The organism is Aureimonas sp. D3 (genome assembly GCF_001463805.1).
GTDB lineage: Bacteria > Pseudomonadota > Alphaproteobacteria > Rhizobiales > Rhizobiaceae > Aureimonas > Aureimonas ureilytica_A.
This window is the reverse complement of record NZ_BBWM01000037.1, coordinates 26,017-49,435: the sequence shown is the minus strand read 5'-3', so window position 1 is coordinate 49,435 and position 23,419 is coordinate 26,017. Positions and strand designations below refer to the sequence as shown.

The 23,419-nt window shown below is 67.2% G+C and carries 20 protein-coding genes; 10 read left to right on the top strand and 10 right to left on the bottom strand.

What is annotated here, in order from left to right:
- Window positions 1–6: 6 nt before the first annotated feature.
- The 3 genes from AUL36_RS23775 (at window position 7) to AUL36_RS11550 (ending at window position 1,024) form a co-directional block, all read left to right on the top strand.
- The gene (locus AUL36_RS23775; RefSeq protein ID WP_156418354.1) at window positions 7–183 is read left to right on the top strand and encodes a hypothetical protein; all 177 of its coding nucleotides are present in this window, start codon (window positions 7–9) and stop codon (window positions 181–183) included.
- 61 nt (window positions 184–244) lie between these two features.
- A complete protein-coding gene (locus tag AUL36_RS11555) occupies window positions 245–472 on the top strand; it encodes a hypothetical protein (protein WP_156418353.1) in 228 nt (75 codons plus the stop codon).
- Between the two features lie 225 nt (window positions 473–697).
- Window positions 698–1,024 (top strand): hypothetical protein, encoded by a 327-nt coding sequence (locus tag AUL36_RS11550; protein WP_058636259.1) that lies wholly within the window; start codon window positions 698–700, stop codon window positions 1,022–1,024.
- 121 nt (window positions 1,025–1,145) lie between these two features.
- On the opposite strand, the gene speB is transcribed toward AUL36_RS11550, so the two are convergent.
- Window positions 1,146–2,093 (bottom strand): agmatinase, encoded by a 948-nt coding sequence (speB, locus tag AUL36_RS11545; protein WP_062220949.1) that lies wholly within the window; start codon window positions 2,091–2,093, stop codon window positions 1,146–1,148.
- Between the two features lie 591 nt (window positions 2,094–2,684).
- On the opposite strand from speB, the gene AUL36_RS11540 reads away from it, so the two are divergent.
- Complete coding sequence (locus AUL36_RS11540) at window positions 2,685–4,736, top strand: HAMP domain-containing methyl-accepting chemotaxis protein (protein ID WP_210168857.1); 2,052 nt, start codon at window positions 2,685–2,687, stop codon at window positions 4,734–4,736.
- Window positions 4,737–4,931: 195 nt separating this feature from the next.
- Here AUL36_RS11540 and AUL36_RS11535 read toward each other — a convergent pair whose 3' ends face one another.
- Window positions 4,932–5,966, bottom strand: coding sequence for a LacI family DNA-binding transcriptional regulator (locus AUL36_RS11535; RefSeq protein ID WP_062220720.1), 1,035 nt, complete (start codon window positions 5,964–5,966; stop codon window positions 4,932–4,934).
- Between the two features lie 131 nt (window positions 5,967–6,097).
- On the opposite strand from AUL36_RS11535, the gene AUL36_RS11530 reads away from it, so the two are divergent.
- From AUL36_RS11530 to AUL36_RS11510, 5 genes are all read left to right on the top strand, one after another.
- Complete coding sequence (locus tag AUL36_RS11530) at window positions 6,098–7,123, top strand: ABC transporter substrate-binding protein (RefSeq protein ID WP_062220717.1); 1,026 nt, start codon at window positions 6,098–6,100, stop codon at window positions 7,121–7,123.
- A 61-nt stretch (window positions 7,124–7,184) separates the two neighbouring features.
- Window positions 7,185–9,425, top strand: coding sequence for an ABC transporter permease (locus AUL36_RS11525; RefSeq protein ID WP_062220714.1), 2,241 nt, complete (start codon window positions 7,185–7,187; stop codon window positions 9,423–9,425).
- Window positions 9,422–10,486: an ABC transporter ATP-binding protein gene (locus AUL36_RS11520; protein WP_062220711.1), complete on the top strand. Its 1,065-nt coding sequence runs from the start codon at window positions 9,422–9,424 to the stop codon at window positions 10,484–10,486. The genes AUL36_RS11525 and AUL36_RS11520 overlap by 4 nt, the downstream gene beginning before the upstream one ends.
- 8 nt (window positions 10,487–10,494) lie before the next feature.
- The gene (locus tag AUL36_RS11515) at window positions 10,495–11,310 is read left to right on the top strand and encodes an inositol monophosphatase family protein (RefSeq protein WP_082655773.1); all 816 of its coding nucleotides are present in this window, start codon (window positions 10,495–10,497) and stop codon (window positions 11,308–11,310) included.
- Between the two features lie 217 nt (window positions 11,311–11,527).
- On the top strand, window positions 11,528–13,633 hold the full coding sequence (locus tag AUL36_RS11510) for a putative bifunctional diguanylate cyclase/phosphodiesterase (RefSeq protein WP_192843824.1): 2,106 nt from the start codon (window positions 11,528–11,530) through the stop codon (window positions 13,631–13,633).
- Between the two features lie 278 nt (window positions 13,634–13,911).
- Here AUL36_RS11510 and AUL36_RS11505 read toward each other — a convergent pair whose 3' ends face one another.
- The 7 genes from AUL36_RS11505 to AUL36_RS11475 all read right to left on the bottom strand — a co-directional run bounded on the left by AUL36_RS11505 (window position 13,912) and on the right by AUL36_RS11475 (window position 22,210).
- On the bottom strand, window positions 13,912–14,712 hold the full coding sequence (locus tag AUL36_RS11505; RefSeq protein ID WP_062220704.1) for a phosphodiesterase: 801 nt from the start codon (window positions 14,710–14,712) through the stop codon (window positions 13,912–13,914).
- A 67-nt stretch (window positions 14,713–14,779) separates the two neighbouring features.
- The gene (locus tag AUL36_RS11500) at window positions 14,780–16,075 is read right to left on the bottom strand and encodes an ABC transporter substrate-binding protein (RefSeq protein ID WP_058634131.1); all 1,296 of its coding nucleotides are present in this window, start codon (window positions 16,073–16,075) and stop codon (window positions 14,780–14,782) included.
- A gap of 37 nt (window positions 16,076–16,112) precedes the next feature.
- Window positions 16,113–16,934: a carbohydrate ABC transporter permease gene (locus AUL36_RS11495; protein ID WP_062220702.1), complete on the bottom strand. Its 822-nt coding sequence runs from the start codon at window positions 16,932–16,934 to the stop codon at window positions 16,113–16,115.
- Window positions 16,934–17,866: a carbohydrate ABC transporter permease gene (locus AUL36_RS11490; protein WP_062220699.1), complete on the bottom strand. Its 933-nt coding sequence runs from the start codon at window positions 17,864–17,866 to the stop codon at window positions 16,934–16,936. The genes AUL36_RS11495 and AUL36_RS11490 overlap by 1 nt, the downstream gene beginning before the upstream one ends.
- A complete protein-coding gene (locus AUL36_RS11485; protein WP_062220696.1) occupies window positions 17,863–19,011 on the bottom strand; it encodes an ABC transporter ATP-binding protein in 1,149 nt (382 codons plus the stop codon). Before AUL36_RS11485 ends, AUL36_RS11490 begins: the two co-directional genes overlap by 4 nt.
- Window positions 19,012–19,201: 190 nt before the next feature.
- A complete protein-coding gene (locus AUL36_RS11480; protein WP_062220692.1) occupies window positions 19,202–19,591 on the bottom strand; it encodes a nuclear transport factor 2 family protein in 390 nt (129 codons plus the stop codon).
- 138 nt (window positions 19,592–19,729) lie between these two features.
- Complete coding sequence (locus AUL36_RS11475; protein ID WP_062220689.1) at window positions 19,730–22,210, bottom strand: ATP-binding protein; 2,481 nt, start codon at window positions 22,208–22,210, stop codon at window positions 19,730–19,732.
- A gap of 293 nt (window positions 22,211–22,503) precedes the next feature.
- Here AUL36_RS11475 and AUL36_RS11470 point away from each other — a divergent pair, with 293 nt between their 5' ends.
- Window positions 22,504–22,782, top strand: a complete 279-nt coding sequence (locus AUL36_RS11470; protein ID WP_062220686.1) for a hypothetical protein — start codon at window positions 22,504–22,506, stop codon at window positions 22,780–22,782.
- Here the strand turns inward: AUL36_RS11470 and AUL36_RS11465 are convergent.
- Window positions 22,742–23,284 (bottom strand): sterol desaturase family protein, encoded by a 543-nt coding sequence (locus tag AUL36_RS11465; RefSeq protein ID WP_058634124.1) that lies wholly within the window; start codon window positions 23,282–23,284, stop codon window positions 22,742–22,744. The two genes, AUL36_RS11470 and AUL36_RS11465, sit on opposite strands and share 41 nt — an antisense overlap.
- Window positions 23,285–23,419 lie beyond the last annotated feature (135 nt).

Genomic DNA, 23,419 nt, shown 5'->3' with positions numbered 1-23,419 from the left:
TTCGGCTTGCCGCGCCCCCTACAGGTGGTCGCGCGCGACGCGCTCGTCCCAGACCCGCCGATGCACTTCCACGCCGTTCTCGAAGGCGACGTGCTCGCCCGTGAGATGAAACGTCTCGCGATCGGCGGCCGGCCCGTTTCGGCCGTCACGCTTTCGACCCTCGGCAGCGGCCGGCCGGGCTGATAAGGCACGCCCGTGCCCGACAGCGCTCGCGCTCGGCCACAAGCCGGCGCTTGGCATCGCCTTGCCATTGCGTGATGAGGCGGCCCACTTCGCCGGTTTCCATCAGCTTGCCACGGTGCAGGCCAATGAGCCGGTCGGCGACCCGCGCCACGACGGCGACATCATGGGTGACGCAGAGCGCAGCCGTGCGGTCGCGCAGAGAAGCCGCGAGTTCGGGACGGTGGAGGCGATCGCGCGCGAGCCGAACTGGCCATTCATCCGATCCGCCGTAAAGAGGCTGTGGGTCTGACCGGCGGCATAGCGGGCGGCGCGGTCGGGTGTCGTGACCCGCCGCGCCACGCTGCGCCGCTGCGCGACTGGCGACGATCGGCGCACCGCCCGGAAGCGCCCGGTGACCATCGGACACGTCGCTGCCGCTTGACCGAGCGCCATGCTCCGCCCCATCACTCGCCGCAGGACTGATGGGGCCTTCAGTCGATGGAGCGCTCGCGGATCGCAGGATAGGAATTGCCTGATGGCACGCAAGAACCGGGACGCGGACTGGATCGCCGACGAGGCCGTGGAGGAGACGCCAGCGGAGCCCTGCTGGCTCTGCGGACGCCCGCTCGGGAAGACCGTGGATCGCTTTCACCCGATCCCCAAGAGCCGGGGCGGGCGCGACACCGTGCCCGTCCATCCGATCTGCCGGGAAACCATCGACGCCAATTTCTCGGCCAGCGAACTCGTCCGCCACGCGGAAATGGGCATCGCGCTGACGAACAACGAGGCGGTCGCGCGCTTCGTCAAATGGGTCGCCAACAAGCCTGCCGACTTTCATTCCGCGACCAAGGGCGGCCGGTAGACGCCTGGAACGCTCGGCGGGAAGCGTCAGGCCCGGTCCGCCACCGTCCGCCGGTTGTCTTGGAACCTGTCGCGCTTCGTCCCGCATGTGATCCTGGACTGATCGCCGGCCCGATGCCGGATCAGGGATTGCCGCTCATGGCGCAGAGAAGTTCGAACATCATCGTCGCGCCGGTCAGCGCCGTGAGCCCGGTCGGGTCGAGCGGCGGCGAGACTTCGACCAGATCGGCGCCCACGATGTCGAGCCCGGCGAGGCGGCGAACCATGGCTTGCGCTTCGCGGGTCGTGAAGCCGCCGATCTCCGGCGTACCGGTTCCAGGCGCGAAGGACGGGTCGATCCCGTCGATGTCGAACGAGACATAGGTTGGGCGATCGCCCACGAGATGGCGCGCCTCGTCCATCACGGAGGCGACGCCGCGTTCGGCGAATTCCTCGATGAAGACGATGCGGATGCCGGCCTCACGGGCATAGTCGAAATTCGCCGCCGAGGAGATCGCGCCGCGAATGCCGATCTGAATCGAACGTTTGGGGTCGATCAAGCCTTCCTCGATCGCCCGCCGGAAGGGCGTCGCGTGATTGTAGCGCTGGCCGAAGAAGTCGTCGAACGTGTCGGAATGGGCGTCGAAATGGATGAGGCCGACCGGCTCGCCCCGGTGAAGGCCGCGCAGGATCGGGAGCGTGATCGAATGATCGCCTCCGGCGGTGAGCGGTCGCGCGCCCGCATCTGCGATCTCGCGGAAGAAGGCTTCGATCGAGGCAAAGCTCGCCATGAGATCGAGCGGGTTGACCGGCGCGTCGCCGCAGTCGGCGATGCGTAAGGCATCGAAGGGCGAGAGGCCGGTGACGTGATGCACGGCCCGCACGAGGCTCGACTGATTGCGGATTTCGCGCGGCCCGTGGCGCGCGCCCGTCCGGTTCGTCGCGCCGCCGTCGAAGGGCACGCCGACCAGCGCGATATCCACCTCGTCCGGCCGGGCCTGCGGCAGGCGCATGAAAGTCGCCGAACCGGCAAAGCGCGGCACGACGCCGGAATCGAGTGGCTTGAAACGCGTCTGTTCGGCTGGCGTCATCGCGGAACCCATCCTCGTCCTCGTCGCACGTCCGGTGCGAAACGGAGCGGTTCGCTCCCATCCTGAGCGAGACCTATGACCTTTGTCGGGAAGTGCGTGCGGGGATGCAAGGCTTCGGCGAGAGGGCGGTCGAGAAGATTGGGCCGAAGACGGGTGCTGGGTGAAGGGCGCCAAGACCCAATAGCCCCAAGACGGCGCGACGGCTTGGCGCGTGCGCCCCGTAACCGCTCCACAGCCGAAGGACCGCGCAGCGCAGACGGCTCGATCGTCGCGAGCGGATGTGCGCCTGCGTTTGGCGGCGAGCGGCCGTCGAGCCACGCGCGCCGCCAGATCCGCCTCTCAGGTTCCATAACGCGTCTTACGAAACATCGACGGGTCCGCGTCTGCGCCGCGATCATCCGGCGGTTCCCTGCCTCGCACAGGCGATGCGGCCGCCTTTCGTATTCGCAAACCCATTTCGGAAGTTTCGAATCGAATTGGCTTGATCGAATATTAATCCCAGCATGGGAAGCATATTGACGCTTCTTTTGCCACCCTGAAAATTAAGTCGACCGAAGTTTCATGAGGATCGCCAAAAAAATGCGCATGACGATGAAGTTGAAGCTTGGCGTCAGCTTTGCAGCCATCTTGGCCTTGACTGCGGCTGTCGGCTATATCGGCGTGCAAAGCTTGAGCGACAGCAACGGAACGTTCAAACGTTTCGTGGATTCGCCGTTTGCGCTGAACAGCCAGACCGGCGATATGGCCAAGGCCTTGTCCGATATTCGTCGCTCCGTGCTTCTGACCTTGGCGACCGACGACGAGACATCCGCCAATCAGGCCAAGAGAGATTATCAAAGCGCCTGGCAGGCCATCGATCGAAACATGGATGCGGCGTTCTCCATCATGGATGAAGCGGGTCGCCGGGAGTTCGCCGATCTGCGCCCCTCTCTCGACGCGCTGCGGCAAATCTCGGACGAAACCATCGCCACCGGCCTGAAATACGATGCCGGAGGCGCCAAGACCGTCTTCCGGTCCACCAACGAGTCCGTCGAGGCCTTGAAGGCGCACCTGACAGCGCTCGGGCAGAGCAGCGGCCGCTCCGGCTCGCCGGACTGGCAGATCACCGCTCAGACCATCTTCGGCCTCATGGATCGCGCGCGCTTGGACACGGTCGGTGCCTTGTTGCTCGACAAGCAAACCGAACTCGACAACCTGAGCGCGGATCTCGACAAGACCAACGGCCAGCTTGCGCAGGCTTGGGCGAAGCTCGAAACCCTGCTGGGGTCTGCGTCATCGGCCGAGGTCGCGGGTTTGCGCAACGGCTGGAATACGGCCTTCGAGGATTTTCGCGCCCAGGCCGATATCGGGCTCCAGAATCTCGGAGCCAAGATGGCGGACCTGATCGCCGACAAACTGGTTCCCGGCACCGAAGCGGCCGCCGCGCGGATCGACGCCCTGGACACACGGGGCGATCAGATGACGCAGGCGTTCCTGACGGATTCCGATACGAGCTATAGATCGACGCGCAACCTCCTCATCCTGATCGTCGGCGCGGCCGTCCTGGCCGGTACGGCTGCCGCGGTGTGGATGGCCCTGTCCGTGTCGCGGGGCCTGTCGCGGTCCATCCATGTGGCGAGGACGATCGGCTCCGGCGACCTGTCCCAGCCGATCGCCGTGAAGGGAAATGACGAGATCGCCGATCTTCAGCGCGCCATGAGCGACATGCGCGACAAGCTTCTCGACATCGCCGGCTCCGTGTCCGCATCCACGACGCAGGTTCAGCAAGGCTCGTCCCTGGCGGCGGCCACCGCCGAGCAGCTCTCGTCCGGCTCGTCGGAGCAGGCGGCGGCCTCCGAGCAAGCCTCGGCGGCTGTCGAGCAGATGTCGTCCAACATCCGGCAGAACGCCGAGAACGCCTCGCAGACCGAAAAGATCGCGGCGCAGGCCGCGACCAGCGCCGAACGCAGCGGCGAAGCCGTCGCCAAATCCGTCGAGGCCATGCGCACCATCGCCGCGCAGATCACGGTGGTTCAGGAAATCGCGCGTCAGACCGACCTTCTGGCGCTGAACGCGGCCATCGAGGCGGCGCGCGCCGGCCAGCATGGCAAGGGCTTTGCGGTGGTCGCCTCGGAAGTGCGCAAGCTGGCGGAGCGCTCCCAGCAGGCGGCGGGCGAGATCAGCCATCTTTCGGGCGACACGCTCGCCGTCGCCGACGAAGCGGGCCGGATGCTCGACATGCTGGTTCCCGACATCCGACGCACCTCGGAGCTGGTGGCGGAAATTTCGGCCGCCTGCCGCGAGCAGTCGATCGGTATCCAGCAGATCAACCAGTCCATCGTCCAGCTCGATCAGGTCACACAGTCGAATGCCGGCGCGGCCAACGAGATGGCGGCGACCGCCAGCCAATTGTCGACGGAAGCCTATCGCCTGAGCGAGCGCACCAGCTTCTTCAAGACCGGCGCGGCCCTCACCCCTGCCCCCACGGCACCCTCGGCCCCTGCCCCCCGGAAGCCGGATCGCCAGCAGGCCGTGCGTGCCTTGCAGGAGCGGGTGAGTGAGTTCGGACACCAGCACGCGGCCAAGGCCGCCGCCGCATCGCCGGCGAAGAAGCCGGGGATGAGCCTCGATCTGGATGACGCGTTCGATCGGATGAGCGCGTAAGGCGGCCATCGGCCGGAGGCGTGGACGGGGCGGAGGCTCCGACGACCCCGCCTCCGGCCGCCGAGCCCATCCTTGGACACTCCGGCAGTCGAGGAAGCGGGCTGAGCAACACGGCGGAGCCTCACGCACCCGCACGTCCCGACCGGTCTGAAGGCTCGTTCGTCCCGCCCGCGAAAAGCGCCGTGGGCCGAGCGATTACAACTGTCGCGCCACCGACGAGCGCCAGACGAGCGGGGCCTCGAACACCCGATCCGCCGGCTCGTCCACAACGCCGCCCGCGACGATGCGCACCATCCATTGGCTGATGTCGGACACGGGCTGGGCGAAGGTCGTGAGATCGTAGGAGGCCCAGCCCGCCTGCTCGATATCGTCGAACCCGATCACGCCGACCTCCCCCGGCACGCTGCGGCCGAAGCGATGGCGCGCGGCGTCCAGAACGCCGCAGGCCAGAAGATCGGTCACGGCAAAGACGGCGTCGGGCGGATCGTCGGAGGCGAACAGCTCGGTTCCCCCCTGAAGGCCGCTCTCATAGGCCGTGGCCCCGCCCTCCCAGACGGCGACCTGCCGGCCCGCCTCGCGCGCGGTGGCGAGGAAACAGTCCCGCCGAGCGGTGAGACTGGGGGTTCCGATCCCCGAGGTGACGAGGGCGAGGCGCCGATAGCCCGCGCGTAGAAACAGGTTGGCGGCGGTGCGGGCGGCGCGCGCACTGTCCACCGAGAGATTGACCGTACCGGGCAAGTGGTCGTCGCGATTGAGAAGGATCAGGCGCTGGCCGCTGTCGAGGCAGCTTTGCGCGATCGAGCGATAGGGCGTGCCCGACAGAACCAGGGTCGCGTCGGCGCGGTAGTTGAGCGTCTGGCGCAGTGCCTCGTCCACCCGCCCGGAGGCGCGCCCCGCGTTCAGCACCATGACGACCTTGCCGGCCTCCTGCAGGACGCGCGACAGGGTTTCGATCAGGCTCGACAGATAGGGCGTGTGGATGTCGGCGACGACCAGGCAGACGATCCCCGTCTGCTGGCGCATCAGCCCGCGCGCCAGATGGTTGACATGGTAGCCGAGCTCGGCTGCGGCGGCCTCGACCTTGGCGCGCGTGTCGGGCGAGATGCTGGCGCCCGGCGTGAAGGCGCGCGACACCGCCGAGCGCGAGACGCCCGCCAGCCGCGCCACTTCCTGCGCGCTGGCAAAGGCGACCGGACGCGCCGCCTCATCGTATCCCTTGTGTTTCGTCATCGTTTTGTCTGCAAGGCCGTGCAACGTCAACAGTGGCGACGATGGCAGAACTCGGAAAGGTTGACAATCCGGATCGAAACGCCGAGCTTGCACAGGAGTGCAAAGTACCAACGATGCTGGGAGGCTCGACAATGCGCACCAAACTTCTCATCGCCGCCATGCTCGTGGGAGCGGCGTCCGCTCCCCTTCCCGCTCAGGCAGCCGGAACGCTGAACCTGATCTGCGCCGCCGACGTGAAATGGTGCGAGCTGATGGAGCGCCTGTTCGAGGCCGATCACGACATCGACGTCAACATGGTGCGCATGAGTTCGGGCGAGGCCTATGCCCGGCTTCGCGCCGAAGCGCGCAATTCCAAGACCGATCTCTGGTGGGCGGGCACGGGCGACCCGCATCTTCAGGCCGCCGACGACAAGCTGACGGCGGAATACAAGTCCCCCATGCTGGAGCATCTTCAGCCCTGGGCGCAGAAACAGGCCGAAGTGTCGGGCTATCGCACGGTCGGCATCTATTCCGGCGCGCTCGGCTGGGGCTACAACACCGAGATCCTCGCCAAGAAGGGGCTGGACGCCCCGGCCTGCTGGAAGGACCTGACGGACGCGAAATACAAGGGCGAAATCCAGATCGCCAATCCGAACTCGTCGGGCACCGCCTATACCGCGCTCGCGACACTGGTGCAGCTGATGGGCGAGGACCAAGCCTTCGCCTATCAGAAGGCACTCAACGCCAATGTCACGCAATACACCAAGTCCGGCTCGGCCCCGGTCAAGGCGGCGGCGCGCGGCGAGACCGGCATCGGCATCGTCTTCATGCATGACGCGGTGGCGATGACCAAGCAGGGCTTCCCGGTGAAGACGGTCGCCCCGTGCGAGGGCACGGGCTTCGAGGTCGGCTCCATGTCGATCGTCAAGGGCGCCAAGAATCTCGAGAACGCCAAGATCTTCTACGACTGGGCGCTCTCGGCCGAGGTGCAGTCCAAGGCCGCCGAGGCCGACAGTTTCCAGCTGCCTTCCAACAAGAGCGCCACCGTGCCGCCCGAAGCGCCCAAGCTCGGCGAGATCAAGCTGATCGACTACGACTTCGCCAAATACGGCAATGCCGAGACCCGCAAGGCGCTTCTGGAGCGCTGGGACCGCGAGATCGGCGCCTCCGCCAACTGATCCGACGTCGGCGGGCGCTGGATGAGCGCCCGCCTGTCTCAGTCAACGGGAGGACTTGCCGATGGATTCGCGTGTTCGCCGGCTCGACGGCGCGCTGCTGCTCGCCCTCGTCGCCTTCGCGCTCCTGCCCTGGTACGGGCTGGAGGGCGGCATCTGGAACGGGGGCTGGGTCGCCTCCTGGCCGCTCGCGCCGGAGGCCGCGCCCGCTCTGGTGCAGATCGGAGTGCGCTCCGCGCTCTGGCTCGTGCCTTTGGCGCTTGCCATCGCGGCTGCGCTCGCCCTGCGCTTCACGCCGCCCGGCGAGCGGCGCGGGCGGTGGCTGGCCGCTGTCGGCGGCATCGGCCTTGCCTGTCTCGTCGCGGAAGGGCTGGCGATCGGCTATGGCGGCTGGAACTGGAGCGGCTGGGAATCCCTGTTCGGCCCGCTGGAGGACGGCCAGCCGCCCTTCGGCCTCGGCGCTTTCGCCCTCGCCCTGGCCTTTCTTCTGTTTCTCTCCTTTGGTCTGGCCGAGCGCGGTCGCCTGCGGGGCGATGCCTTCGTCCTGTCGGCCATCGCGCTGGTGGTCGCGCTGGTCACGGCCTTCGTCCTTTATCCGCTGGCGAGCCTCTTTGCCGGCGCGTTCCAGGCGCTCGACGGCTCGTTCGACGCCACGAGCTTCCTCACCAATATCCAGGACCCCTCGATCTGGTCGCTCGCCTGCCTGACGGGCTCGGGCAATTGCGGCCTCTCCTGGCGCACGGTGACGCTCGCCATCTGCACGGGCCTCGGCACGACGATCCTCGGCCTTGCCTTCGCGCTGGTGGCCACGCGCACCGGCTTTCCCTTCAAGCGCCTCCTGCGCCTTCTGACGATCCTGCCGATCATCACGCCGCCCTTCGTGATCGGCCTCGTGCTGATCCTCCTCTTTGGGCGCTCGGGCGTCGTCACGCAGACCATTCTGACGCTGACGGGCCTCGATGGCGGGCGCTGGCTCTATGGCCTGCCCGGCATCTGGATCGCGCAGATGCTGAGCTTCACGCCGATCGCCTTCATGGTGCTGATCGGCGTCATGGAAGGCATCAGCCCCGCCATGGAGGAGGCCGCGCAGACCATGCGCGCCAACCGCTGGCGCACCTTCTGGACCGTCACCTTCCCGCTGATGCGCCCCGGCCTCGCCAACGCCTTTCTGGTGGGCTTCATCGAAAGCATGGCCGATTTCGGCAATCCGCTGGTGCTCGGCGGCAGCCATGGCGTCCTTTCGACCGAAATCTTCTTCGCCGTCGTCGGCGCGCAGAACGACCCGGCCCGCGCGGCGGTGCTCGCCCTCGTCCTGCTCGCCTTCACGCTATCGGCCTTCTTCCTCCAGCGCCTCTGGCTGCGCGGGCGCTCCTACACGACCGTCACCGGAAAGGGCGATTCCGGTCGTCATGTGCCGCTCGACCCCAAGCTGCGCGCCATCGTCGTCAGCGCGGTTTCGATCTGGGTCGTCTTTACCCTCACCGTCTATGCCATGATCGTCTTCGGCAGTTTCGTGCGCACGCTCGGCCTCGACAACACGCTGACGCTGGATCACTACGCCAAGGCCTTCTCGGTTTCCCCTGGCGAAAGCGGCCTGCGCTGGACGGGCGTTGCCTGGAACTCGTTCTGGACGACGATGGAGATCGCGCTGATCGCCGCCCCGCTCACCGCCCTGGTCGGCCTCCTGTCGGCCTATCTTCTGGTGCGCCAGCGCTTTGCGGGCCGCGAGATGCTGGAATTCGTGCTGATGCTCTCCTTCGCCATTCCCGGCACGGTGATCGGCGTGTCCTATGTGCTCGCCTTCAACCTGCCGCCCATCGAGATGACGGGCACGGCGATGATCCTCGTGGTCTGCTTCGTGTTCCGCAACATGCCGGTGGGCGTGCGCGGCGGCATCGCGGCCATGAGCCAGCTCGACCGGAGCCTCGACGAGGCCTCGCTGACGCTGGGGGCCAATTCCTTCACCACGCTTCGCCGCGTCGTGCTGCCGCTCCTGAAGCCCGCCATCGTTGCCGCGCTGGTCTATTCCTTCGTGCGCTCGATCACCTCGATCAGCGCCGTGATCTTCCTCGTCAGCGCCCAGTACAACATGGCGACCTCCTATATCGTCGGGCTGACGGAGAACGGCGAATACGGCGTCGCCATCGCCTATTCCACCATGCTGATCGCGGTGATGGTCGTCGTCATCGGCCTGTTCCAGCTCCTCGTCGGCAAACGCACCTTGCGGCGCGAAACGCGCAACACCGCGCCCGCCGCCGCAGCCCCCACGACTGTCGCCACGCTTTCGCAGGAGAAGGTCGCATGACCCAGACCGCCGCCAAGGGCTCCGTCCGTTTCGAAGCCGTCGAAAAGCGCTTCGGCGCCGTCCTCGCCATCCGCTCGCTCTCCTTCGACATCGAGCCGGGAACGCTGGTGACGCTGCTGGGGCCGTCGGGCTGCGGCAAGACCACGACGCTGCGGATGCTGGCCGGGCTCGAACAGCCCACCGCCGGGCGCATCCTGATCGGCGGGCGGGACGTCACCAACCTGCCCGCCAACGAGCGCGACGTCTCGATGGTGTTCCAGTCCTACGCGCTGTTCCCGCATATGAGCGTCGGCGAGAATGTCGCCTATGGCTTGCGCTCGGGCGGAAGCTCCAAGCGCGAGGCGCTGGAGCGGGCAAAAGATGGGCTGGCGCTGGTCGGCCTCGAAGGCTTCGCGGAGCGCCTGCCGAGCGAATTGTCGGGCGGCCAGCAGCAGCGTGTCGCCGTCGCGCGGGCCCTCGTCCTGGAGCCGCAGGTTCTGCTCCTGGACGAGCCGCTCTCCAATCTCGACGCGCGGCTGCGCCGCCATGTGCGCACCGAAATCCGCGAGTTGCAGCAGCGCCTCGGCTTCACCGCCGTCTATGTCACGCACGATCAGGAGGAGGCGCTGGCCGTGTCCGACCGGATCGTGGTGATGAAGAGCGGCGAGATCGCGCAGGCCGGCTCGCCGCGCGAATTGTACGAGACGCCCGCCTCCTCCTTCATTGCCGACTTCATCGGCGAGGCCAATGTCGTGCCCTGCGAGGTCGCGCGCGCGGGCGATGGCGGGCTAGAGGCCCGGCTCGGCGGGCTGCGCCATCCGATCCGCGCGGCGACGGCGCGCGAAGGCGCGGCTCAGCTCGCGATCCGCCCGAACGCCATTACGCTGGGCGAGCCCCGGCCCGACCGGCTGGACGGACGCGTCGCCAGCGCCGCCTATCTCGGCGATCACATCGAGTACGAGGTGGAAACCGCACTCGGCCGCCTTTTCGTGGTGGATACCGCCATCGAGACCGTGCGCCCCGTTTCCAGCGCCATCGGCATCGGCCTGCACGAGCGGGGCGTCGCCCTGATCCCGGCTTGAGAGAGATCATGACCGACATGAACGAAACCACCGACCACGCCATCCGCTCGCGCCAGACGCTGGCCGAAGCCATCGCGCGGGAGGGCGGGCGCGTCGCGCTATCCTATTTCCGCGACCGCTCGCGCCTGACGGTCGACCAGAAGATGAACGGGCAGGATGTCGTCTCCATCGCCGACAAGGAGGTGGAGACCTTGCTGCGCGAGCGCATCGCGGCGAGCTTCCCGGAGGACGGGCTGCTCGGCGAGGAATACGGGCTTCAGGAGGGCACATCCGGCTTTCGCTGGGTGATGGACCCGATCGACGGCACGAGCCCTTTCGTGTTCGGCATTCCGGCGTGGTGCGTGTCCATCGCCCTGATGCAGGGCGAGCGGATCGTGGCGGGTGTGATCTACGCGCCGACGACGGACGAGCTTTATTCCGCCCGGCGCGGGGCGGGCGCGACGATGAACGGCCAGCCGATCCGCGTGTCGGAGAGCGCGACGCTCCAGACCGGCATTCTGGGGCTCGGCGCCAATCACCGCGTGCCCGCCGCCACCGTCTCGCGCGTCGTGGAGCAGCTTCTCACCGAAGGCGGCATGTTCATCCGCAACGGCTCCGGTGCCTTGATGCTGGCCTATGTCGCGGCCGGGCGTCTGGCGGCTTATTGGGAGCCGCATATGAACGCCTGGGACTGCTATGCCGGCTTTCTTCTGGTAAAGGAAGCGGGCGGCTGGATCGTCGATCCCTCGAGCTGGAGCGGCATGATGGAGGGCGGCGTGGTCATCGCTGGCTCCCCCGGCACACGGGCCGATCTTCTACGGATCACCGGGGCGACACCAGCCTGAAGGAGGGCGGCGCGTCCGGCCGCGCGCTTCTTCTCCCGCACCCCCGTCCCGCCGCAAGAGCGAATGATTTCGTTGGCCGCGCAACACAATCTTTAAGTGACATCCCTATCGTCAGCGCGAAACATTGGCAGCGCTGAGGGGTGGGAGCCCGGTGATCGATATGCATCAGCGGAACACCCTGGACGAATGCGAAATCGACTCGCCACCCGCCGAAAGGATGGCGGAACGGATCGCCGTTCAGGATCGGATCATCGCGGCCCTGCAAGACCAGATCCGAGAACAGGACATCCGCTACCGCTACGCCTGTGAACTCAGCAATCGAATTCCCTGGATGGCGGCGCCGAACGGCGACCTCATGGAACTTCCGCCGCTCTGGACGGTGCTGACCGGGCTGAGCGTCGAGGAATGCCTGGGGAACGGTTGGGTCGCTGCCGTCCATTCCGAAGATGTCGAACCCCTGAAGGAGATCTGGCAGCAGGCTCTTTCGACCGGTGAGGACGCGCAGGCCGATTTTCGGCTCATCATGCGCAACGGCGATCTGCGCTGGTTCCAAGTCCGCGTCGCACCACGCAAGGCGGAAGACGGATCGATCGTGCGCTGGTACGGTACGCTGGAGGACGCTCACGACAGGAGGGTCGCCGAAGAGGCGTCGAAGCAGAGCGAAGCCTTCGCGCTCCGCGTGCTGGAAAGCACGACCGATCATGTCGTGGTCATGGATCGGGATTGGCGCATCACCTTCATGAACGCGCAAGCCACACGGTTCATACACGATCGGCGTCACGGGAAGATCGGGGATGTCCTGTGGGATATCTATCCAGACTATCTCGGAAGCGACTACGAAATCCACTACCGACAAGCCTTGGCAACCGGCAGACCCGTTCGGTTCGAGACGGGGATGATCGATAGCGACGGGTGGCTCGACCTCAACGTCTGTCCCACGAGCGATGGGCTCGCGGTGTTCTTTCGCGACATCACCGAGGTCAAGCGCGCCAGCGACGCGCTCATCGAACAGGCGCATCGGGACGAGCTGACGGGCCTTGCCAACCGTGCCCTCTTCAACAAGGCGCTGGAGGAGGCGTTCGAGCACCGGGCCGAGCGCGACACCAGCGTACTCCTTCTCGACCTCGACCTCTTCAAGGAGGTGAACGACACGCTGGGCCACCCGGTGGGTGACAGGCTCCTGAGAAAAGTGGCGCTCCGGTTCCAGTCGGCGATCGGCAAGAGGGACGTTCTCGCCCGCCTGGGCGGAGACGAGTTCGCCGTGATCCATCGCCCGAGCGCCGATGGGCGCAGCGTCGAGGCCCTGGCCGAGCGCCTGATGGAGAGCTTCACCGAGTGCTTCTTCGTGGACGGCATCGCGATCAAGCTGGCCGCCAGCATCGGGACCGCCAAGTCCTCGCCAGCCGACACCTCGTCCAACGACCTGTTCAAGGCGGCCGACATCGCGCTCTACCGCGCCAAGGAAGACGGACGCGGAGCGATCCGCGCCTTCGACGACGGCATGGCCGAGCGCCTGCAGGCCCGGCAGACGATGAAGGTCGATCTCGACGTGGCGCTGGTGCTCGGCGAACTGCGCCTCGTCTACCAGCCGCTTCTCGACATCGCCTCCGGGCGGATCGCGGGCGCCGAAGCGCTGGTGCGCTGGCGCCATCCGACGCTGGGCGAAATCTCGCCGGGCGAGTTCATCCCGCTCGCCGAGGATACGGGCCTGATCGTCGAGATGGGCGACTGGATTCTGCGGCAAGCCTGTATGCAGGCCGCGCTTTGGCCCGACGACCGGACGATCGCCGTCAACATCTCGCCCGTCCAGATCCGCGACGAGACCCTGCCCCAGCGCGTTCTCTACGCGCTCTCGAACGCCGGCATCGCGCCGTCGCGGCTGGAACTCGAAATCACCGAGTCCGTGCTCCTGAACGATAGCGAGCGCAACATTGCCGTGCTGCACGCCCTGCGCGAGGCGGGCGTGCGGATCGCGCTCGACGATTTCGGAACCGGCTTTTCCTCGCTGTCCTATCTGCGCTCGTTCCCCTTCGACAAGCTCAAGCTCGACCGCTGCTTCGTGGGCGATATCGGGGGCTCGCCGCAATCCGAGGCCATTATCCGGGCCGCCGGCGAGATGGGCCGGGCGATGGCGATGACCACCACCGCCGAGGGCGTGGAGACGGCCGAACAGCTTAACTGGCTGCGCGCCAATGGCTGGTCGCAGGCGCAGGGCTGGCACACCGGCCGCCCGATGGAGGCGAGCGCGATCCGCGATCTCATGAACAGGCGCAAGGGGGAGCCTGCGAGCGCGGGCGAAAATCCCGATCCTTGCGGAAGATGACGCAGGCCCGCTGACCTTTGGCTGGGCGTGTCGGCGCGGCGCCTGCGGCATGGAAGGAGCGACAGCCCTTCGACCCATGCCATGGGATGCCGAGCGAAGCGGGCGCGACCGGATCGAGGACGACGTGTCAGCCGCGACCATCCACCTTGTCCCCGTGAACGGCTGAGGCGGCCCTTGGGGTGGCGGATGGCCGGGTGCCTCCCGCCGAAGCCAAGCGGCCATGGGTCGGGTCCCGCACAGGTCGCCCCTCGCCTGCGAGGTCGCCCTGCCGCTGACTCTCAAGGGCCGGCGCAGATCGTGGCTTTCACGGTCGGCACCTCGCCCACCTGCGCGCCATAGGCCCGGAAGCCGAGAGCATCCAGCTTGATGATGCGATACGAGGGATGGCCGCCGGTCCACCAGAGATCGGGCCGGTCGAGGTCCGTGATGAAGCGATGCGCGCAGGCCTGCCCCGAACTATAGGCGATGCCCTCCGCGCTCGTGCCGGCCAGCGGCACATGGATATGCCCGAAGACGATATGGCGGATGCCGGCGGGATGCTGGCCGAGCACCCGCATCACGGCCCCCTCGTCATGCATTCCGATCGCGTCGAAATGCGCGATGCCGACCTCGATCGGCGGATGGTGGAGGAAGACGGTGACGGGCTGGTCGCCGGCCTCGGCCAGCGCGGACGAAAGCCACGCCAGACGATCATCCCCATAGATGCCGCCGATCACGCCGGCCTCGTGGCTGTCCAGAAACAGGAGGCGGCCGAAGGGCGTGTCGAGATGCGACTGGACATAGCCGCTCGCGTCCAGCGGCTGCTCGGGAAAGGCCGCGATGAAGTTCGGCCGGTCGTCGTGATTGCCGAGAAGGAGGCGCATGGGGAACGGAACGGGCGCCAGAATTTCGCGAAGAAGGGCGTAAGCCTGTGGGTCGCCGTGATTGCCCAGATCCCCCGTCATGACGAGGAGATCGGCGTCGGCATGGCGCTCCACGATATCGGCCACGGCGGCGCGCAGCTGCTGTTCGGGATCGACGCCGTTCACCACCACGCCGGACGGCATGAGATGCGTGTCGGTGATTTGTATGATCTTCATCGCTTGAGATGTCCTGCGGTATAGGAAGACGCCGCGAGGGCCCAAGCCCTCGCGGCCGCTGGTGCCGTTACTTCATCAAGGCGTTGGTCTGCTCGACGATCTGCTTGAGCCCGGCTTCGGGCGTCACCTCGCCGCGCATCACCGTGCCGATGATGTCGCGCTGGGTGCGCCAGATGCGCACCGAGTCACCGCCGGGATAGCCGGCCCAGGGCAGCGAGCGGTCGGCCTGGAGCGAGGCGGTCTTCACGTTCGGATGCTCGGCATAATAGGGGGCGAGATAGTCCGGCCCGGTGGCGAGCTTGTTGGTCGGCAGATAGCCGGTGATGCGCACGATCTGGTTCTGCGCCTCCGGCCCGGTGATCCACTTCAGATAGTCCCAGGCCGCGTCCTGCTTGGCCTTGTCCTGCGTCAGGATCACGGCCGAATTGCCACCCGTCGGGACGCCGCCCTTTTCCGCGTTGTCGAGCGGGAAGGTCGCGGTCTTCAGCGCGAAGCGATCGCCCACCAGCCCCTCGATGGTCTGAACATGGGCGGGCGTGGAAAAGATGAAGCCGGTCAGGCCCGCGCCGAACTGCTGGCGCGACTGGTCCCAGTCGAGCAGGGTCTGGCCGCCTTCGGTGACGAAGCGGCGCGTCAGCTTCAGGGCGTTGAGGCCGATCTCGTTGTCAAAGCCGACCGTCTTGGCGGCCGTGTCCACGACCTTGCCGCCCTGCTCCAGGATCAGCGCCTGCCACAGCCAGTCGTCCGGCCAGCCGTTGATGTCATAGCCCATGCCGGCGATCTTGGGATCGAGCGCGTGGATCTTGGCGGCGAGTTCGATGAGACCCGCAAAGGTCTTGGGCATGTTCTCGGGGTCGCCGCCCGCCTTCTTCACGAGATCGGCGTTGATGTAGATGATGGGCGAGGAAGCGTTGACCGGCAGGCCGTATTGCTCGCCGTCCACCTGGCCGAGCGCGGCCATTTTCGGGCTGTAGTTCTTGTCCATGAAGGCCTGGCCGCCTTCCTTCTGGATGAAGGGGCCGAGATCGGTGATCTGGCCGCGCGGCTTCAGCGTGTGCACGAGTTCGCCGGTCAGATTGTAGCCGGAGAAATAGACATCGGGCAGATTGCCGGTGACGGCGGCGCGCAGAACCTGCTGCTGCCCCTCGTTGTAGCCGGCGGCCGGCGCGAGGAAGTTGATCGTCACATCGGGATGGGCCTTCATGAACTGATCGGCCAGAGGCTGATGGAATTTCGTGAAGCCCGGCAGGTTGTAGAGGACGTTGAGCGTGACCTTGTCCTGCGCCAACGCCGGCAGTCCCACCGAAAAAAGGGTCAGCGCGGCCGCCAGGCCGCCGAGGGCGGTCCGTCGTGTCGTGATCATGATGAACTCCAGATGATACGGTATTGGACCGGCGGCGTTACTTGACGCCGGTCATGGTGATGCCCGCGATGAAGTGCCTGCGGGCGAGAAGGAAGCAGAGGACCATCGGCGCGGTGATGATGGCCGCGCCCGCCATGAGCGCGCCGTAGTTCGCGCCCGATTCCACGTCGGAGAAGAACAGCATCCCGAGCGGGGGCGGCGCGAGGTTGGTGTCCGACACGACGATCATCGGCCAGTAGAGATCGTTCCAGTGCGCCACGAGCGAGAACACGGCGAAGGCGGCAAGCGAGGGGAGCGAGCCGCGCAGCACCAGCCCCCAGCAGATCTCCCATTCGGAAAACCCGTCGATCCGCGCCGCCTCGATGATCTCATCGGGATAGGAGCGGAAGGACTGGTGAAACAGGAAGACGGCGAAGACCGACATGAAGAAGGGCGCCATCATCGCGAAATAGGTGTTCAGAAGCTGGGCCTTGGCGAGCCCGACGAAGAGCGGCAGGGCCAGCGCCTGCATGGGCACGCAGAGCGCCGCAATGATCAGCGTCAGCAGGAGCTTGCGGCCGGGAAAGCGGAGCTTCGCCAGCGCATAGGCCATGGGTACGGCGGTCAGCACCTGCACCGCCAGAATGCCGAAACACACGATCACGCCGTTCAGCATGAAGCGGGCCATCGGCACCTGCCCGATCGCGCGGGCGTAATTGTCGGCGGCGTCGAAATGCTCGGGGATCGGCCAGAGCGAGACGTCGAAGATCTCGGCGGGCGAGCGGATCGAGGTCAGCGCCATCCAGTAGAAGGGAAGCAGCATGACGAAGGCGCCGAGCGCGAGAACCGCATGTGGCGCGGTGGAGCGAAGGCGAAGCATCAGTAATGTACCTTCCGGTCCAGATAGAGGGTCTGGCCGACCGAGAGGATCAGGACGAAGAGGAGGAAGACCAGCGTCAGCGCGGCGGCATAGCCCGTGTTCGAATATTCGAACCCTTCGAGATAGAGCGCGTAGAGCAGCGTTTCCGAGCCCGACCGGCCCTTGGTCAGCACCGCCACGGTCTCGAACACCTTGAAGGCGGAGATCGAGGTCGTCACCACCACGAAGAGGGTGGTCGGCCCCAGCATCGGCCAGGTCACGGTGAAGAAGCGATCCATTGCGCTCTTCGCGCCGTCGAGCCGCGCGGCCTCGTAGAGATCCTGCGGAATGGCGGTGAGCCCGGCCAGAAACAGCACCATGTTGAAGCCGAGGATCTGCCAGATGCCGATCAGCGCCATGGTCGGGATCAGGAGCGCGGGGTTGGACAGAAACGCCACCGGCTCGAAGCCCAGCGCCTTGATGGCGGCGTTGACCGGCCCGAGCGAAGGATGCAGCAGAAACTGCCAGACCGTCGCCATGGCGACCAAGGTCGCGGTGACGGGCAGAAAATAGGCCGCCTCCCAGAAGGCGCGGCTGCGCTTGCGCCCATGCACCAGAAGCGCGATGCCGAGCGCCAGAAACACACCGAACGGAATGACGATCAGCGCATAGACCAGCGTGTTGGTGACGGCGCGCAGAAACACCGCGTCATGCAGGGCCTTGGTGAAGTTGGCGAGCCCGACGAAATGCGTCGAGAGCGCCCCGAGCCGGTAGTCCGTCACCGAGAAGCCGGCCAGAACCACCATCGGGATCAGGTAGATCGCGAGAAGCAGGAGGCCGGCGGGGGCGGCGAAGAGGAGGCCGCGCCGCGCCATCCGGCGATCCCGGCTTGAGCGGGACGCGCTCGATCCGGCGGGGCGCGCGGGTGCTGGGCTGAGAGCGACCGTGCTCATGCCGCCATGCGCTCCCGGCAGGACGTCTCGCAGCGCAGGCCGTCGCTGCCGAAGAGATGCGCGCGCCGCTCGGCAAAACGCAGATGGACGATCCCGTCGGCATCGGCCCCGATGGCCTCGCCGGCCTTCTGCCGCATGACGAGGCGCACCGCCTCGTCCCCCAGAAGCTGGCAGGTCACGAAGCGATCGGCCCCGTGGGTTTCGGATCGCAGGACCCGCGCCGCGACGCCGCTCGATGCGGGCTCGATATCCTCGGCCCGGAAGCCGAGCGTTCCCGTCCCGCTCGTGCCCGCCGGCGCGCGCAGGTCGAACCGTTCGGCTCCCGCCGAAATCTCGCCGGAGGCGGAAATCTGCACCGGCAGAAGGTTGATCGACGGCGTGCCGATGAAGCGCGCGACGGTGAGCGTCGCGGGGCGCGCGTAGAGTTCGTCCGGGGTGCCGAGCTGTTCGATCCGGCCGCCCGACATGAGCGCGATCCGGTTCGACATGGTCATCGCCTCGATCTGATCGTGCGTGACATAGACGAAGGTCGCGCCGAGCCGGCGATGCAGGGCGGTCAGTTCCTCGCGCATATGGGCGCGCAGCTTGGCGTCGAGATTGGACAGGGGCTCGTCCATCAGGAAGGCGGCGGGCGAGCGCACCAGGGCGCGGGCGAGCGCCACGCGCTGGCGCTGGCCGCCCGACAATTGCGCGGGCTTGCGATCCAGAAGATGGCCGATTTCTAGAAGCTCGGCGGCGCGCGCGGCCTCCGCCCCGATCTCGCGCAGCGTCTGCGCCCGGCCCGGCACCATCCGCCCCGCCAAGGGCATCCGCGCCCAGAACGGCAGGCGGCGCATCCGCAGAGGCGTTTCGATGTTCTGGCGCACGCTCATATGCGGATAGAGCGCGTAGGACTGGAACACCATCGCGAGGTTCCGGTCGGACGGATCGACATCGGTGACATCCCGCCCGCCGATGGACACGCTGCCCTGGGTGGGCGATTCCAGCCCGGCGATGATGCGCAGAAGGGTCGATTTTCCGCAGCCCGACATGCCCACCAGCGACAGAAACTCGCCGGGCTGCACGGTGAGATCGATCCCCTTCAGGACGTCCTCGCCGCCGAACCGTTTGCCGATGCCCGAAAGCGCAAGAGATTGAGATGTCATGCGTGGCTCCATTCAGGAGCGCGTATGCATCCCCGCCCATGACACGTTCACGACAATGCCGGGGCGAAGCGCGCGAAAGATTCCGCGCCCTTGCAGGCTTGGGTTGTGGGGGCTGGCGCTGACAGGCTCAGACAGGCCGATGTGTCCCACCTGATCCCGCGCAGGCTCCGACAAACCCCAGACCTCCGCCTCAGGGCTGCAAGGCGCGCTGCACCAGTACCGTATCAACATGCTGCACGAACCGGACGATCTTCCCGCCCCGCACCGTCCAGGCATGAACGAAGGGCGCACGGAAGCTCTTGCCGGTCGCCTTGTAGGTTCCGCTATAATGGCCGAGCGCGATCACCTCGTCGCCTTCGGTGACATAGCGATCGGGCACGGCCTGATAGCCTTCCCATTCCGTTGCGAGACGGATGAAGACGCCGTCCACGATGGCCTGCGGTCCGTGGAACGTGCCGGCATAGGGATAGCCCTCGGCTTCGGTCCATTCGATATCGGGCGCCATGCCGGCCAGCACCGCAGGCAGGTCGGCGGAGGCGAAGCCGGCATAAAGGCGCTGGATCGTGTCGAGAGGGCTCATCGGATGGTCCTTTCCTTGGCTGACGATGGTCCCCGTTCTCGCGGACCTCATCCGGAAAGGCGTTCGCGGGACGGCGCGCGGGCGTTCGATGACAACGAACACGATGCGACCTGACAGGTCGCGCCCGCCCGACCCCGTTCAGAACCGCCAGTCGATCGGGCTCGCCGGCCGGTAGCGGCAGTAGCTTCCCGTGCCGACCGAGGCGGCGAGATGGCGACCGAGCGCGGGACAGAGAGCCTCGATTTCCGCGATGGCGGCGCGCAGCGTCCTCGTGACGTTGACGCGCATTCGCTCGTCCGGCGAGCCGAGGCGGCGCGTGCGCCCGCCGAGCCCCGCGCTTGTGGAAAGTTCCCGCGAGACGCTCTCGTGCTCGCGGCGCACCCGCTCGCGCTGCTCGTCACTTAGCGCATCCTCGTCGGCCGCGAGCAAGCGTTCGAGGGCGGCGAGACGCTTGCGATAGGCCGCGATCGCCTCGCGGTCGAGCACTGGCTCGCCGCGCCCGGTCTCGCGCGGCTCGCCATCGGCCAGGGCCGCCAGATCCCCGGCGGCGATGTCGGCTTCGGGCGACTGGAGGAGGTGCTTGAGCTGGCGCAGGCCCTTGCTGTCGGGGATGAGAGCCTGCGTCCCATCCAGCCCGACGACCCACACACCGTCCTGCCGCCGGAACAGGCCAACAGGGTGGAGAGGCGTTTCGAGCTGCCTCAGAAGACCGGCGGCGGCCTCGCGCGCCGCGCCGTCCCGCAACCGCTCGGCCACAGATTCGGCCTCCAAGGCCAAGGCCTTCGACTCGTCCCGCCCGGTCCCGGCCGCGACGCGAATGCGCGCGCAGTCGGCGAGAAGACGCGCCAGCGAGCCGTGCACGTCGCCGAGGCGCGACAGCCCGACGCGCCGGCATAGGGCCAGCGCCTCGTCATAGAGCGGCAGGGCGTCCAGCGCCTGCCCGCGATGCTCGAGAACATGCGCGAGGCTCTGATGGCCGATCATGCGCACCACGAGGCTGCCCTCCCGCTGCGTGGCGATCACCGTCCGGTAACGGTCGGCGGCGCGCTCCCAATCGCCGGAGCGCTCGAAGCCGAACCCGACATTCCACGCCGCGAAGCCCTGGCCCCAGCGATCCTCGGGACAACGCGCGATCAGCGCCGCGCCCTCGCGCGCCCGCGCGAGCCCGGCTTCGGCCTCGCCGCCCATGATATCGCATTCGCCGCGCAGGCACAGGAGATAGCCGCGCAGATGATCGGCGCCGGGATCGTTGAGACCCACGAGATGGGCGAGCCCCCGATCGAGTTCGCGCGCCGCGGCCGCCCAATCGCCCGTGTCGTGCGCTTCGAGAAAGCCGAGGCCAAACTGCGCCGCCGCCAGAAGCGCTGCTGGAGCGCCGTCGGCCTGCCCCAGCGCGGCGCGCAACCAGCCGATGCCCTCGCGATGCCGGCTCGCCGTCCACCAGAACAGGGTGAGCGCGGCGGCGGTCTGGAGCGCCTCCGCGCCGCAGCCGGCCTCCAGCAGCGTGCCGAGCGCGGCGTGAAAATTGTCGACCTCCGCCTGGAGCCGGGGAAGCCAGTGATCCTCGGGCACGAAATCGGCCGCGCGCGCCTCCAGGGCCAAAGCCGAGAAATGTGCGGCATGAGCCCGCTTGACCTCATCGAACTCGCCGGCCTGCGTGGCCAGAGCCATTGCGAAGAGCCGCACCGTGTGAAGCAGCCGGTAGCGCGCGGCCCCCATGTCGAACTGCACCAGCGAGTGCTCCACCAACTCGCGCAAGGCCGGCAGCACGTCGCCGCGCGCCAGCTCGCGCCCCGTGCAAACCGGGGCGACGGCCCCAAGCGCAAAGCCGGCGGGGAAGGCCGCCAGCCGGCGCAGAAGGAGACGGGCGCGCGGTGAGAGAAGCGCGTGGCTCCATTGCATCGTGGCGGTCAGATTGGCCTGACGCGCCGGCACGGGGCCGCGCCGCTGGAGAATGTCCAGCCCCTCCGTCAATTGCGCGGCGATCTCATCGAGCGGCAGGACGCCCACCCAGCCCGCCGCGAGTTCGATCGCCAGCGGCAGCCCGTCCATCGCCCGGCAGATCGCCTTTGCTGCGTCCGACGCCCCGCCCTGCAGGGCAAGCTCCGGCGCGCGGCGGCTCGCCCGCGACAGAAAGAGATCGAGTGCGGCGGCCTCGTCCAGCATGGGCAGGCGCAGTTGCACCTCGCCGGCATAGCCCAGCGGCGTTCGGCTGGTGGCGATGACGCAAAGGTTTTTCGTGTCCCGCAGAAGCGCGTCGATCAGCGCGGCGGCGTCCTCGGCCACATGCTCGCAATTGTCGAGAACCAGCACCAGCTCGGTGTCGCACAACCAGCCGACGATCGCCTCTCGATAAGGCCGGCCACCGGTCTGCGGCATGTCCACGGCGGCGGCCACCGCGCCGAGCACGGCCCCCTCGCCCGACAAGCCGTCGAGGCGCACCAGCGCGGTGCGGCGCGCGTCCGTCTCGCCCCTTCCCCCAAGCCATTCCAGCACCAGCCGCGTCTTGCCGACCCCGCCGGGGCCGGTGACGGTGACGAGGGCCGGCGAGCGGGCGAGCGCACCGAGTTCGCCCAAAGCGTCGAGGCGGCCGACAAAGGCGTCGCGGGCGGGCGTCATGCCGAGCGCGCTGTCGCGGGCTGGCGGGGGACGCCGAACGAACCCACGCGGAGCAGGCAACCCTGCCCGGCGGGACCAAGGCGCGATCGTCTCACTCGGAGGGTTCCGTTCCCGGTTCTCAAGCAGGCGACCGGGCTTTCATTCCCCATGCCGAACCCTTCTCCTGACACGCACACGAACGCAGACGCTCGATAGACTCACGAGACGCGCTTTTATCAAAAGTCTTGAGCCGGCAAAATGCTTTCCGTCTCAACCGCTGAGCGTATTTCATGTGTTCGCAGGAAGCGGGAGAGATGCTGGATGCGTTGATGCCCGATATCCCGCGCACCGCCGATCTCGTGTCCGAGATTTCGGCCGCGTGCCGCGAGCAGTCTGTCGGCATCGACCAGATCCATCCGGCGATCCAGCAGATCGATCAGGTGACCCAATCGAACTCGAGCGCGGCCAACGAGCTGGCGGCGACGGCCACCCGGCTTTCCGCCGAAGCCGCCCGCTTCGAACAAAGCGCCGGTTTCGTCAGGTGCGGAGCGTTCAGTCGCGAACCGGCGCGTGCGCCGAGCCCTGGGCCGTGACGGATCGCTCGATGCGCTCGCGGTCCAAGACGCCCGAGCGGCGCAGCTCGGCCTTCAGCTTGTCGATCGGCGGGGCGTAGAGGAAGCCGAAGGACACGCAATGATCGCGCCCCTCCACTGCATGGTGCAGGCGATGGGCCTGCACGAGCCGCTTGGCATAGCCCCGGTGCGGGATGTAGCGGAACGGCCAGCGCTGATGGACGAGCCCGTCATGGGCGACGAAGTAGAGAAGGCCGTACAGCGTGATGCCCCAGGAGATCGCCAGGATGATCGGCGACAGGAAATGGCCGACGAAGAAGAGGCCGACCGCGAACAGGCTGAAGACCACCGCGTAGAGATCGTTCTTCTCGAAGAACCCCTCGGTTTCCTCGTGATGGGACTTGTGCCAGCCCCAGCCGCTGTCGCCATGCATGACGAACTTGTGCGCCGCCCAGGCAAAGCCTTCCATCGCGGCCACGGTGGCGAGAACGATCACGGCATAGAGAAGCAGGTCGAGAGTCATGGCGGCTCGGCTCTGGGATCCATGGGCAGGCAGTACCCTGATCCGAGAACATATGGCAGGCATCCTTCCATGCGCCAAGCGGCGGCCGCGCGCCCGATCCGCGCATGGTCGGGCGCGAGGGGCGCGCCCTCGGGC